We start from the raw sequence: 12,509 nt of genomic DNA, 5'->3' as shown, positions 1-12,509 counted from the left end.
AGAGAATTTCGAAATGGCCGATACTGACAATTTTGACGATACGCTGCTGACGCTGACTGCCGACATCGTTGCAGCGCACGTCAGCAACAATAGTGTTGCGGTCAATGACTTGCCGAACCTGATCCAGAACGTGCACGCGGCCTTGTCTGGTATTTCCGGTGGAAGCACAGTTCACGAAGAAAAGCCTGAACCGAAGGTCTCTATCCGTGCTTCGATCAAGCCTGATTATATTGTCTGTCTCGAAGACGGGAAAAAGCTCAAGATGCTCAAGCGGCATTTGATGACGCACTATAACATGACCCCCGACCAGTATCGGCAGAAGTGGGGACTTGCCGCCGATTATCCGATGGTCGCGCCCAATTATGCGGAGCAGCGCCGTACATTGGCCAAGTCGATCGGTCTGGGAACCAAGCGGCGGCGTACGCGCGGCGCAAAGTGATCGGCGCGCTGGACGGACGCCCTACGCGTACCTAGTTTGGCGTCATGGCGCGAACGATCGACATTGAGGCCCTGTGCGCGGACAAGGGTCTGCGCATCACCGAGCAGCGCAAGGTCATTGCGCGGGTGCTCGGCGACAGCGAGGACCATCCGGACGTCGAGACGCTGCATGCCCGCGCGGCCGCGGTGGATCCCAACATCTCGATCGCCACGGTGTACCGGACAGTCCGTCTGTTCGAGGAAGCGGGCATCCTGGCACGGCACGAGTTCGGCGACGGCCGGTCGCGGTACGAGGCAGCTTCCGATGCGCACCACGATCATTTGATCGACGTGGAGACGGGCAAGGTCATCGAATTCGTCGATGACGAGCTGGAGGCGTTGCAGAAGCGGATCGCGGAAAAGCTCGGCTTCCGGCTCGTCGACCACCGCATGGAGCTGTACGGCGTCGCCGTCGACCGCGATCGATAGTCATCCCGCAGCGCGGCTGAACGGGCGCGCAATGCTGCGCATCGGCGGCCTAATCGGCTTGTTTATTTGCCTAGCGCCAGTTCACCTGATCACGAAGGCCTTACTTCGCCGGTCTTCATGGCCCTCGCGCTTTTTGGCAATTGCAGCCTGGATCGTCGGGGCCCGCGTGCAACGATCAGGCGAACCAATCGCACCTCACACGTTGCTAATCGCAAATCACGTCAGTTGGCTCGACATTCTCATTCTGTGCGCTGCGACCAGGTGTCGCTTCGTATCGAAGGACACGCTCGGACATTCATTTATCCATTGGCTCGCCGATCAGAACGCGACGGTTTACGTCAAGCGCAGCCATGTGAAAGGCGCGAAGGACCAGGCGATCACGATTGCGCGCGCGCTGGAAGATGAGCAGCCGGTCGCGCTTTTCCCCGAAGGAACCACAGGGCCCGGCACCCACATGTTGCCTTTCCGGTCGACGCTTCTGGAGGCCGCCAATTACGCCGCAAGGGATGTGGCGATCCGGCCGGTTGCGATCGATTATGGCGAGACAGCGCGAGAAGTCGGCTGGTGGCATGAGGCAGGCAAAAACAACGTCCTGCGCATCCTCGGCAGGCCCGGGATCATCCAAGTTACCGTCAATGTCCTTGAACCGCTCGATCGCACCGGCGGCCGCAAGGCCCTAGCGGCAGCCGCTCACGGCGCAATTGCCGAAAGGCTTCGCTTAACGTCTGCGGGGCAGTCGCCTATAGGTGACGACAAATGACGCCCAAGACCTTTAAGATCAAAAGCTTCGGTTGCCAGATGAACGTCTACGACGGCGACCGCATGGCCGAGTTGCTGTCGCAGCAGGGCCTAACCGTGACCGAAGACACGGAAGCGGCGGACCTCGTCGTGCTGAACACCTGCCACATTCGCGAGAAAGCGGCCGACAAGGCCTATTCGGACGTGGGCCGGTTGCGGCGCGAGGATGGGTCGAGACCGCTAGTCGCCTTGGCGGGCTGTGTCGCGCAGGCGGAAGGCGCCGAGGCGAAGCGCCGCTCGCCGATGATCGACATCGTCGTCGGCCCGCAGGCCTATCACCGGCTGCCCGAGATGGTCGCGCAGGTGGCGCGCGGCGCGCGCCCGGTGGACACGGACATGCCGGCGATCAGCAAGTTCGATGCGCTACCGCCGCGCCGGCAGGCGACGCCGTCGTCGTTCCTTACGATCCAGGAAGGCTGCGATAAATTCTGCACCTATTGCGTCGTGCCTTACACGCGGGGCGCGGAGATCTCCCGCCCGTGGCAGGACATCGTCGCCGAAGCGCATGAGCTGGTTGACGGCGGCGCGCGTGAGCTTGTTCTGCTCGGCCAGAACGTCAACGCCTGGGCGTACGACGGTAGGGATTTCGCCGACCTGATCCGCGAGCTGGCGCGGATCGATGACCTTCACCGCATCCGCTACACCACCAGCCATCCGGCCGACATGAACGAGGCGCTGATCGCTGCGCACGCCGAAGTCGACAAGTTGATGCCTTATCTGCACCTCCCCGTGCAGTCGGGCAGCAACCGCATTCTTAAAGCCATGAATCGCAGTCACACGGTCGAGAGCTATCTCGCCACGCTGGAAAAGATGCGCGCAGTCCGGCCCGGCATCGCGCTTTCCGGCGACTTCATCGTCGGTTTCCCCGGCGAGACCGAGCAGGACTTCGAGGACACGCTGCGGCTGGTCGATGCCGTCGGCTACGCATCGGCTTACTCATTCAAATATAGTCCGCGGCCCGGCACGCCAGCCGCCACGATGGAGGACCAGATCCCGCGCGAAATCATGGACGATCGCCTGCAACGGCTGCAGGCACGGATCATCGAGCAGCAACTGGCGTTCAACCGGACGAAAGTGGGCCGCGACACGCAAATTTTGATTGAGCGCCAGGGACGTCACGGCATGCAGATGATCGGCCGTTCGCCGTGGTTGCAGTCCGTCCATGTCGAAACCAGCGCTGTTCCCGGCGACATCATCGACGTCGCGATCGTCGGCGCAGGCCAGAACAGCCTGACGGGCGCCGAGCTGCGGCGGGTGGCCGCCTGATGGCCCGCCGCGACCTCGCCGCCGTCCCTGCCAATGAGGAGGGTCGCGCCAGGCTCGAGCTGGAGTTCGACCAGCCCTATCTGCTCGGCCCCTTGTTCGGCGACTACGACCGCCATCTGATCAATATCGAGAATCGGCTGGGCGTGCACATCAATGCGCGCGGCAATCGGGTGCAGATCGAAGGCGAGCCCGACGCGGCTTCGCGCGCCCGCGACGTGCTGGTCGGGCTCTACAACCGGCTTGATCAGGGTCACGATGTCGATGCTGAAGCAGTCGAAGCCGTTCTCGGCATGGCCGCGCAACCTAATCTGGACGGGATCATCAAAGACGAGGTTACCTCCGCGCCCAAGGTGATGATCCGCACGCGCAAGAAGACGATCGTTCCGCGCTCGCCGGTCCAGACCGTCTATATGGAAGCGCTGGCCCGCGACGACATGATCTTCGCGCTCGGCCCCGCGGGGACGGGTAAGACCTACTTGGCGGTCGCGCAGGCGGTAGCGATGCTGATCACCGGTCAGGTCGACCGGCTGATCCTGTCACGCCCGGCGGTCGAGGCTGGCGAGCGGCTGGGCTTCCTGCCCGGCGACATGAAGGAAAAGGTCGATCCCTATCTGCGTCCGCTCTACGACGCGCTGTACGACATGCTGCCGACCGAGCAGGTCGAGCGCCGCATCGCATCCGGCGAGATCGAGATCGCCCCGATCGCCTTCATGCGTGGACGGACGCTGAGCGACGCCTTCATCATCCTCGACGAGGCGCAAAACACCACGCCGCAGCAGATGAAGATGTTTCTCACCCGCTTCGGCATGCGTAGCCGCATGGTAATCTGCGGCGATCCCAACCAGACCGACCTTCCGCGCGGCGTGGAATCGGGACTCGCCGATGCGGTCGCAAAGCTGGAAGGTATTCCGAAGCTCAGCATGGTTCGATTTGGCGCGGCCGACGTCGTACGCCACCCCCTCGTCGGGCGCATCGTCGAAGCCTATGAAGGCCCGGAGGCATAGGGACGATGCTGGAGATCGACGTCGAAGCCGACGAGGAATGGGACAGTAGCAGGCCTTGGGCCGAGCTCGTCCGCGGCGCCGCCGAAGCGGCTATCGCCGAAAGCGCTTACCTTCATCTCGCGGAAACCGAGCGGCCGATCGAACTGTCGGTTCGGCTGACCAGCGACGAGGAAGTGCGGGCGCTCAACGACACCTGGCGCGATAAGGACAAGCCGACTAACGTCCTCTCATTCCCGCTCGCGGAGCCTGAGCAATTCAGGCAGGCAATGGTTGCCGGTCCCGAACTATTGCTTGGCGATATCGTCCTTGCTCGCGGCGTTTGCGTTGCCGAAGCCGCCGACAAGGGCATTAGCGTCGATCACCACGCCACGCATCTTCTGATCCATGGGACGCTTCATCTGCTGGGCTATGATCATCTGGATGATGAAACCGCCGAGGACATGGAAGCGCGCGAAGTCCGCGCCCTGAGCCGGCTTGGCATTGCTGATCCCTACAAGGTCGCGGCCTGATGGCGACGCGCAACGACGAAGCGGGCGGTTCCCGACTATGGCGCGGCATGCGTCACCTGATCTTCGGTGAGGACAGCGAGTCCACGCTCCGCGAGGAGATCGAGGAAGCGATCGACGAGGCGGAGGACGCCCGCCCCGTCGCGGGTGACCTTTCCCCGGCCGAGCGGCAGATGCTGCGCAACCTGCTGCACTTCGGCGAGCAGACCGCCGGCGATATCGGCGTCACACGCGGAGATATCATCGCCGTGCCGGACACGATCAGCTTCGAAGCATTGGTCGCGGCGTTCGCCGACGCCGGTCACAGCCGCCTGCCCGTCTATGGCGACAGCCTCGATAAGGTCGTCGGCATGATCCACATCAAGGATGTGTTCGTGGCCAGCGTCGATGCCGAACGCGACCGCTCGATCGCCGCGCTGATGCGCGACCCTTTGTTCGTGCCCGAATCGATGGGCGTTATTGAACTGCTCGCCCGCATGCGCAGCCAACGAATCCACCTCGCGATCGTGGTCGACGAATTCGGGGGTACCGAAGGCCTGGTCACCATCGAGGACGTGGTCGAGGAAATCGTTGGCGAGATCGAGGACGAGCATGACGAGGATGCGGTTGGTCAGCTCACCATGCTCGACGACGGTGTGTGGGAAGCGGATGCGCGGATCGAGCTCGAAGAACTGGCGCAGGCCGTCGACCCCCGACTCTCATCCGATGAAGACGAAGTCGACACGCTTGGCGGTCTGATGTTCCTGCTTGCCGGTCACATCCCGGCGAAAGGCGAATGCCTCGTCCATTCCTCGGGATGGAGACTGGAGTCCGTCGATTCCGATCCGCGGCGGATCATCCGTGTGCGGTTGCACGCGCCCGAAAGTGAGCCGGTCGAAGAAGCTTAGTTCTTCGCGAAAAGGTTGGCGGGATCGGCCATTGCCTTGAACTCGAGCGCATTGCCCGCGGGATCGAGCAGGAACATGGTCGCCTGCTCGCCACGCTCGCCCGCGAAGCGAACGGTTGGAGCTATCACGAAATCGACCTCTGCAGCCTGCAGGCGATCCGCGAGCGCGCGCCAGTCGCTCATCGGCAACACGACCCCGAAATGCGGGACCGGGACTGCTTCGCCATCGACGGGGTTCGTGGCCCGGCCTGGCGCCGCGTCGGGCGCGAGGTGCGCAACAATCTGATGCCCGTAGAGATTGAAGTCGATCCAGTGATCCGCGCTGCGCCCTTCCGGACAGCCGAATAGTTCCCCGTAGAAGCGTCGTGCCGCTTCCAAATCGTCGACGGGGAACGCGATGTGGAATGGTGGCAAAGACATGGCCGTGCACTGCCGCGAGAAAGCGTCGGTTGTCGAGGCTTTCGTAACGGCGCGCCAACGGCTAGCCGTCTTCGCCGATGAAGTTCGTCCTTTACGCCTTCCTGGCCGGCGCCGCCTCGGCTTTCGCATTCGAGCCCATGGCGCTCTGGCCGCTGCTGCCCGTCGCCTTCGCGGTTCTTTGCGAGCTCATCTGCCGCGCAAAGAGCCTCGGCCGCGGCCTGTTGCTCGGCTGGGCGTTCGGGCTCGGCCAGTTCGTGGTCGGCCTTAACTGGATCGCGACCGCATTCACCTTTCAGGCAGCGATGCCGGCCTGGCTTGGCTGGATCGCGGTCGTTCTTCTGTCCATCTATCTCGCCATCTATCCGGCAATGGCCGCGGGCATTGCCTGGCGCTTCGGGCGCGACAACCGGGTCGCCCTCGTTCTGACGCTTGGTGGGGCTTGGGCGATTACCGAATGGCTGCGAGGCACGATGTTCACCGGCTTCCCGTGGAACCCCGCCGCCGCGTCTTTGGCGCCGACAACCTTGATCAGCATTACCGCGATGATCGGCACCTATGGGCTGTCGGGCCTGGTGGTGCTGCTCGGCGGCGCAATCTGGCTGGAATATCGCAAGCAATGGTTACCTCTCGTCCTGATCGTCGCGGCGACCGGCCTGCTGTGGCTCCTTCCGGCGGACGTCGTCCCAGCCGATCCGCTGACCGTGCGCAATGTTCGCATCGTGCAACCGAATATCGGTCAGGAAGATAAGTGGCGCCCCGGGTTCGACCAGGAAGCCGCCCGGCGGCTAGCGTTGCTGTCCGGACGGCCCGGCGACGATAGGCTTCTTCTGTGGCCCGAGGCTGCGATCACCGATCCGCTGCAGGACAATCGGCCGGGCGATCCGCAGGCATTCGCCGCCTTCCAGCGTGCGCAGGCGGCTTCGCTTCTTGGGCCGAACGACAAGTTGCTGACCGGCGGGATCGCAGTGTGGTCGCGCGATGGTCAGCATCTGAACGGAGCGGCAAACAGCATTTACGCGCTGGCGCCGGGCGGCAGGATCGTGGGCCGCTACGACAAGGCGCACCTCGTCCCCTACGGAGAATATCTGCCGATGCGTCCGCTGCTGTCGGCTATCGGCCTGTCGCGGCTCGCGCCTGGGGACGTCGACTTCACCTCCGGTTCAGGCCCCCGCTCGATCGACCTCGGCGAACCTTGGGGCAGGGTCGGACTGCAGCTCTGTTACGAAATCATTTTCTCCGGCCATGTGGTCGATGAGCGCAATCGGCCCAGCTTCATTTTCAACCCGTCGAACGATGCGTGGTTCGGCCGCTGGGGTCCACCGCAACACCTTGCTCAGGCGAGATTGCGAGCGGCGGAAGAAGGTGTGCCCGTTATTCGTTCGACCCCGACGGGCATCAGCGCGGTGATCGATGCCCGTGGTAATCTTGTGAAGTCGCTGCCGTGGCGGACCTCCGGCGCGATCGACGCGGTGATCCCGGCCGCATCGCTGGCCCCGCCCCCCTTCGCGCGTTTCGGCAACGCGATCCCGATCCTGCTCGGTTTCCTGCTGATCATCGGCGGCATTGCGGTGGGCCGCCGCCGCCGCTAGAGGCGACATATAAAGCTTTCCTTATATCCCACATTTTGAGGACTCGCCTCGCTCATGCGCAGCTCGTACCTGTTCACCTCCGAATCCGTTTCCGAAGGCCACCCGGACAAGGTCGCCGACCAGATTTCCGACGCGATCGTGGACTTGTTCCTGTCGAAAGATCCCGAAGCGCGCGTCGCATGTGAGACGATGACCACGACAAACCGCGTGGTGCTGGCTGGCGAAATCCGCGGTCAGGGAATCATGGACGAAGCGGGCAATTGGGCGCCAGGCGTCCGCGATGAGATCGAGCACGCCGTCCGCAATACCGTGAAGCGGATTGGCTATGAGCAAGACGGCTTCCATTGGGACCGTCTCGACTTCGCCAACCACCTGCACCCGCAGTCGGCCCATATCGCGCAGGGCGTTGATGCCGGTGACGACAAGGACGAAGGCGCTGGCGATCAGGGCATCATGTTCGGTTTCGCCTGCGACGAGACCCCCGACCTGATGCCGGCGACGCTCTACTACAGCCACAAGATCCTGATGGAGATGGCCAAGGACCGCCACAGCGGCGCCGCGCCGTTCCTGGAGCCCGACGCCAAAAGCCAGGTTACGTTCCGCTTTGAAGACGGCAAGCCGGCCAAGGCCACGGCGATCGTTGTCTCGACCCAGCACAAGCCGGGCTACGACCGTGGCGAGAAGCAGGCCGAGCTCCACGCCTACGTAAAGGACGTGGTCGCCCGCGTGATGCCGCAGCAGCTACTCGGCAACGAGACGGTCTACCACATCAATCCGACCGGCAGCTTCGAGATCGGTGGGCCAGACGGCGACGCGGGCGTCACCGGCCGCAAGATCATCGTCGATACGTACGGCGGGGCGGCTCCGCACGGCGGCGGCGCCTTCTCGGGCAAGGACCCGACCAAGGTCGACCGCTCCGCGGCTTATGCCGCGCGCTACCTCGCCAAGAACATCGTCGCGGCCGGCCTTGCCAAGCGCTGCACGATCCAGCTTGCCTACGCGATCGGCGTGTCCGAGCCGCTATCGCTCTATGTCGATACGCACGGCACAGGCACGGTCGGCGACGACCGCATCGAGGCTGCAATCGGCAGCATCGGCAAGCTCGGCAAGTTGACGCCGCGCGGCATACGCACGCACCTCGGCCTCAACAAGCCGATCTATCAGGCGACCGCGGCTTATGGTCACTTCGGCCGCGATGCCGACGGCGACCACTTCCCGTGGGAACGCGTCGACCTGGTCGACGACCTGAAGGCGGCCGTTGCCTGACGATCAGGCGGCGGGCTTGGGAGTGCCGCCGCCCGTATAGGTCACACGCCACACCGTGTTGCCGGCATCGTCGGCAACCAGCAGGGCACCCGTGCGATCGACCGCAACGCCGACCGGGCGTCCGCGCGCTTCGCCTTTGCCGTTGAGGAAGCCGCCGACGAATTCCATCGGTAGGCCGACAGGGCGACCTTGGGCGAACCGCACGAAGACGACGTGATAGCCGTTGTACTGGTTGCGGTTCCAGCTGCCATGTTCACCGACGAACGCTCCGCCGCGGAAACCCGCAGGGAACGTATTGCCGGTGTAGAAGGCCAGACCCAGCGCCGCCACGTGCGAGCTGAGCGCATAATCGGGTGGGATGGCCTTCGCGACCATGTCGGGCCGCTGCGGACGCGGTCGCGGATCTACGTGCTGCCCATAATAGCTCCATGGCCAACCGTAGAACGCGCCCGGGCGAACCGAAGTCATATAGTCTGGCACGGCATTGGGACCGAGCTCATCACGCTCGTTGACCACGGTCCACAGCACATTGGTGCCGGGGTAAAAGGTCAGGCCGTTCGGGTTGCGCAGCCCGCTGGCGAAGACTCGGAAGGCACCGGTGCTGGGATCGATTTCCCAGATCGCGGCGCGATTAGTCTCGGCTTCGGGGCCCCGTTCCTGGACGTTGCTGTTTGAACCAACGCCGGCATAGAGCTTCGATCCGTCAGGACTCGCGACGAGGCTTTTCGTCCAATGATGGTCGATCAGGCCGCCAGGCAGGTCGATGACCTTCTGCGGTCGCTCCGCAATCTGCGCCTGGCCCGGCGTGAACGCATAACGGACAATCGAATCCGTGTTCGCCACGTACAGGTTGTTGCCGACCACTGCGACGCCGAACGGCGCATTGAGGTGGTCAACGAGGACTGATCGCAGTTCCGGTTTGCCATCGCCGTTCGCATCGCGGAGCAACGTAATCCGTTGCGGCGGACCGCTGTTGTTGCCCGACGTTTCTTTCGCCCCGCCACCACCGTGCGCGATGGACATGATGAAGTCGCGGATCGGATCTTTCGGCCGGTCCACCGGCTCCGACCCGGTGCGCTGACCCTCGACCACAAGGACATCCCCATTAGCCAAAGGCAGAATGGTGCGTGGATTGACCAGTCCCGTCGCCATCGCTTCGATGTGGAAGCCTGCCGGCACTGTTGGCGTCTCGCCTGCTTTCCAGCCTACGACCTTGGGTACGCCGACGTCGGCGATCAGCCCTTGCGCCGGCTTGGGCAGCAAGGGGTTCCGGCCCATCTGCTGCGAAGGCTCAATCTTGTCCTGAGGATTTCCGCAAGCAGCAAGCGGAGCGGTGATGAGCGCGGCGAGGATCAGCCTGTTCATGGCCGGCCTCCCACCCCGTAGCGGGATTCGTGCCAAAGCCACCCGTGCGACATGATGAGGATCGTGCCGATTGCCGACAGGATGAGGCCGGCCGGGACGACTGCCGTCCAGCCATCGCGCGCGTGGATCAGGTTGTTGATGAATTCGACGATGCCGGCCGCTGCAAGCAGGCCGAGCGAGCCCCAGCCGATGTTCGTCCGCAATTGCGGGAGCCGTGCGAGATCGATCAGCATCAGGATGCCGGCAATCACCGCGAACAGCATCCCGGCGGCGAGCAGCCAGCTGGAGAAGTTCAGCCACAGCAAATTGCCTTCGCTATTCACGTACGCGATGTCGGTAAGCAGCGCTCCGGTGAAACATACGATGGGCACCGGCAGGAACAGCGCGCTGTACGGATGACCCGCGATCCCGACGCGCCGCGCCGGTCGTTCTTCGACGATTTCGGCCATGGCTTTCCTCTCTTTCGGTAGCGTGACGCGAGAGCACGCCGAACGGTTCCGAACGTTGCGGGAAGTTCATGAACGGCCTAGGCGCGCTCGCCTGATGACCGCGTTCAAATCCGGCGATCCGCTGACTCTCAACCGGCTTTATGGTCGTTCCAGTGGGCACAAGCTTCGGCAGGGCCAGCAAGAGCTGATCGACCGGCTGTTGCCGCAGCTCGAGATACCAGCTGACGGCGAGCTGACCGCGCTTGGGCTATTCGGCGAAGACCGTCCGCTGCACTTCGAAATCGGCTTCGGTTCCGGTGAGCACCTGGCTGACCGCGCCGACATGCTGCCCGACCACGGCTTCATCGCCGTCGAGCCGTTCCTCAACGGCGTCGCCACTGCACTCGGGCATGTGCGCGACAAGCATCTGGCCAATGTGCGCTTATGGCGTGGCGACGCCTTGGAAGTTTTGCCGCGGGTGCCCGACGGCACGCTCAGCTTCATCTATCTGCTGCACCCCGACCCCTGGCCCAAAGCGCGGCACGCGAAGCGGCGGATGATGAACGACGGTCCAGTCGACCTGTTTGCGGCCAAGCTGCGTCCCGGTGGCGAGTTCCGGTTGGCGACCGACGATCCGACCTACCTGACCTGGTCGCTGATGGTCATGCAGCGGCACACGAAGCAATTCGAATGGCTTGCCGAGCGGCCCAAGGATTTCCTCGGTCCGCCCGGCGGCTGGATCGAGACCCGCTACGGCGCCAAGTCACGCCGCGAGGGTCGCCAACCCTATTATCTCCGTTACCGCCGCGCCTGAGTGGGGGTCAGCTTGAGGAGGCGGGCGCCCGCTTCATCCTCCAGCAGATAAACCGCGCCGTCCGGCCCCTGGTCGACCGCGCGGATGCGCTTGCCCATGTCCCATTGCTCCGCTTTGCCGGCCCGATCCCCGCGCAGCGGAACGTGGATCAGTGCCTGCCCCGATAGCGCCGGAATAAGCGCATCGCCCGTCCATTGCGGGAACATCGTGCCCGAATAAATCAGCAAGTCGGCCGGAGAGATCGAGGGGTTCCACCACGCCTTGGGCGCTTCGAAGCCGTCGCCCGGTTTGTGATCGGGAATATCGACGCCGTTGTAATTGGTGCCGTTCGAAACCCGAGGATAGCCGTAGTTGCGGCCCTTGAGGATGAGGTTCAGTTCGTCGCCCCCCTTCGGCCCCATCTCGATCTCCCACAGCCTGCCATCGGGCGCGAAGGCCAAGCCGAGCGGGTTGCGGTGTCCGGACGTCCACGTCTCCGCTAGCGTATTGTTCGTCCCGGGCCATGTAACCGTGCGCCCCGTGGCCTGCTTCGCGACCTCGCTGTCTGTCGGCGGATCGATTACGGTTACGCTCGAGGCGCCGGGCCGCCCCGCCGCAACTGGCTTGCCGTCGAGCGTCAGGTGCAGGATCTTGCCCATCGGCAGGTTCGGATCCTGCGCGGGCATGAAGCGCTGCCGTTCGCCGGCGCTAAGGAACAGCGACTTGCCATCGGGCGCGATGGCGATGCGCGCACCGAAATGCCCGCCCTTGCCGCCGGTCGGGTTGCGCCAGATGACCTGCACCTTGTCGAGCCGGGCGGCGCCGGTCCCATCGATCAGATTGCCGCGAGCCAAAGCGAGCTGGCTTCCGCCATTCTGCGAAGCTTCCGAAAAGGTGAAATAGATCCCGCCGTCCCGTGCAAAGCCTGGACCCACCTTGACGTCCAGAAGCCCGCCCTGCCCATCGGAAACGACGGCCGGCACGCCCGCGACGGATTTCTTCGCGCCGCCGTTGACGTCAATCAGCCACAGGCGGCCAGCCTTTTCCGTGACTAACGCGCGGGACGAGCCGGGCAGGAAATCCATGGCCCAGGGTGCATCGAACGTGGCGATCGGGGTTGTCATGAAGGGCGCCGCGGCCGGTTCGGCATTGGCCCTGCCGACGGAGGCTTCCTGGGCATCGCTTGGCGTCGCGCTGCTGCACGCAGCGAGAAACAACAGCCCTATTGCGTGCACCGGATGCGGCTTCATATCCTCTCCCTTAGACCGTACTGTTGAACTTA

At 63.9% G+C, this 12,509-nt stretch carries 14 protein-coding genes; 10 read left to right on the top strand and 4 right to left on the bottom strand.

Translation table 11 applies throughout. The features are described from left to right. Window positions 1–13 precede the first annotated feature (13 nt). The 7 genes from QU596_RS12505 (at window position 14) to QU596_RS12475 (ending at window position 5,367) form a co-directional block, all read left to right on the top strand. The gene (locus QU596_RS12505; RefSeq protein ID WP_308515915.1) at window positions 14–439 is read left to right on the top strand and encodes a Ros/MucR family transcriptional regulator; all 426 of its coding nucleotides are present in this window, start codon (window positions 14–16) and stop codon (window positions 437–439) included. A 44-nt stretch (window positions 440–483) separates the two neighbouring features. Then, window positions 484–906: a Fur family transcriptional regulator gene (locus tag QU596_RS12500; protein ID WP_308515914.1), complete on the top strand. Its 423-nt coding sequence runs from the start codon at window positions 484–486 to the stop codon at window positions 904–906. A 202-nt stretch (window positions 907–1,108) separates the two neighbouring features. Continuing rightward, the gene (locus tag QU596_RS12495) at window positions 1,109–1,666 is read left to right on the top strand and encodes a lysophospholipid acyltransferase family protein (protein ID WP_308515912.1); all 558 of its coding nucleotides are present in this window, start codon (window positions 1,109–1,111) and stop codon (window positions 1,664–1,666) included. Further along, the gene (gene miaB, locus QU596_RS12490; RefSeq protein WP_308515911.1) at window positions 1,663–2,970 is read left to right on the top strand and encodes a tRNA (N6-isopentenyl adenosine(37)-C2)-methylthiotransferase MiaB; all 1,308 of its coding nucleotides are present in this window, start codon (window positions 1,663–1,665) and stop codon (window positions 2,968–2,970) included. The genes QU596_RS12495 and miaB overlap by 4 nt, the downstream gene beginning before the upstream one ends. Continuing rightward, window positions 2,970–3,974 carry a PhoH family protein gene (locus QU596_RS12485; RefSeq protein ID WP_308515909.1) on the top strand — a complete coding sequence of 335 codons (1,005 nt, stop codon included), beginning with the start codon at window positions 2,970–2,972 and terminating at the stop codon, window positions 3,972–3,974. The genes miaB and QU596_RS12485 overlap by 1 nt, the downstream gene beginning before the upstream one ends. Before the next feature lie 5 nt (window positions 3,975–3,979). Beyond that, window positions 3,980–4,483: an rRNA maturation RNase YbeY gene (gene ybeY, locus QU596_RS12480; protein WP_308515908.1), complete on the top strand. Its 504-nt coding sequence runs from the start codon at window positions 3,980–3,982 to the stop codon at window positions 4,481–4,483. Continuing rightward, a complete protein-coding gene (locus QU596_RS12475) occupies window positions 4,483–5,367 on the top strand; it encodes a hemolysin family protein (protein ID WP_308515907.1) in 885 nt (294 codons plus the stop codon). The genes ybeY and QU596_RS12475 overlap by 1 nt, the downstream gene beginning before the upstream one ends. Here the strand turns inward: QU596_RS12475 and QU596_RS12470 are convergent. Continuing rightward, entirely contained in the window at window positions 5,364–5,786 is a 423-nt protein-coding gene (locus QU596_RS12470; RefSeq protein WP_308515905.1) for a VOC family protein, read from the bottom strand. The genes QU596_RS12475 and QU596_RS12470 overlap by 4 nt on opposite strands. A gap of 77 nt (window positions 5,787–5,863) precedes the next feature. Between QU596_RS12470 and lnt the strand changes: the two genes are divergently transcribed. Then, window positions 5,864–7,375 carry an apolipoprotein N-acyltransferase gene (lnt, locus tag QU596_RS12465; RefSeq protein ID WP_308515904.1) on the top strand — a complete coding sequence of 504 codons (1,512 nt, stop codon included), beginning with the start codon at window positions 5,864–5,866 and terminating at the stop codon, window positions 7,373–7,375. A 54-nt stretch (window positions 7,376–7,429) separates the two neighbouring features. Further along, entirely contained in the window at window positions 7,430–8,641 is a 1,212-nt protein-coding gene (gene metK / locus QU596_RS12460) for a methionine adenosyltransferase (protein ID WP_308515903.1), read from the top strand. A gap of 3 nt (window positions 8,642–8,644) precedes the next feature. On the opposite strand, the gene QU596_RS12455 is transcribed toward metK, so the two are convergent. Both QU596_RS12455 and QU596_RS12450 read right to left on the bottom strand, forming a co-directional pair. Next, window positions 8,645–10,006, bottom strand: a complete 1,362-nt coding sequence (locus QU596_RS12455) for a PQQ-dependent sugar dehydrogenase (protein WP_308515902.1) — start codon at window positions 10,004–10,006, stop codon at window positions 8,645–8,647. Then, window positions 10,003–10,455: a DUF2231 domain-containing protein gene (locus QU596_RS12450; RefSeq protein ID WP_308515901.1), complete on the bottom strand. Its 453-nt coding sequence runs from the start codon at window positions 10,453–10,455 to the stop codon at window positions 10,003–10,005. The genes QU596_RS12455 and QU596_RS12450 overlap by 4 nt, the downstream gene beginning before the upstream one ends. Window positions 10,456–10,549: 94 nt before the next feature. Here QU596_RS12450 and trmB point away from each other — a divergent pair, with 94 nt between their 5' ends. Then, window positions 10,550–11,248: a tRNA (guanine(46)-N(7))-methyltransferase TrmB gene (gene trmB, locus QU596_RS12445; RefSeq protein ID WP_308515900.1), complete on the top strand. Its 699-nt coding sequence runs from the start codon at window positions 10,550–10,552 to the stop codon at window positions 11,246–11,248. Here the strand turns inward: trmB and QU596_RS12440 are convergent. Beyond that, a complete protein-coding gene (locus QU596_RS12440) occupies window positions 11,233–12,477 on the bottom strand; it encodes a PQQ-dependent sugar dehydrogenase (RefSeq protein WP_308515899.1) in 1,245 nt (414 codons plus the stop codon). The genes trmB and QU596_RS12440 overlap by 16 nt on opposite strands. Between the last annotated feature and the right edge of the window lie 32 nt (window positions 12,478–12,509).

Source organism: Sphingomonas flavescens, assembly GCF_030866745.1.
In the GTDB taxonomy this organism is placed as follows: Bacteria; Pseudomonadota; Alphaproteobacteria; order Sphingomonadales; family Sphingomonadaceae; genus Sphingomicrobium; species Sphingomicrobium flavescens.
The sequence above is the reverse complement of the archived record's forward strand: the minus strand, read 5'-3'. Positions and strand labels throughout refer to the sequence as shown.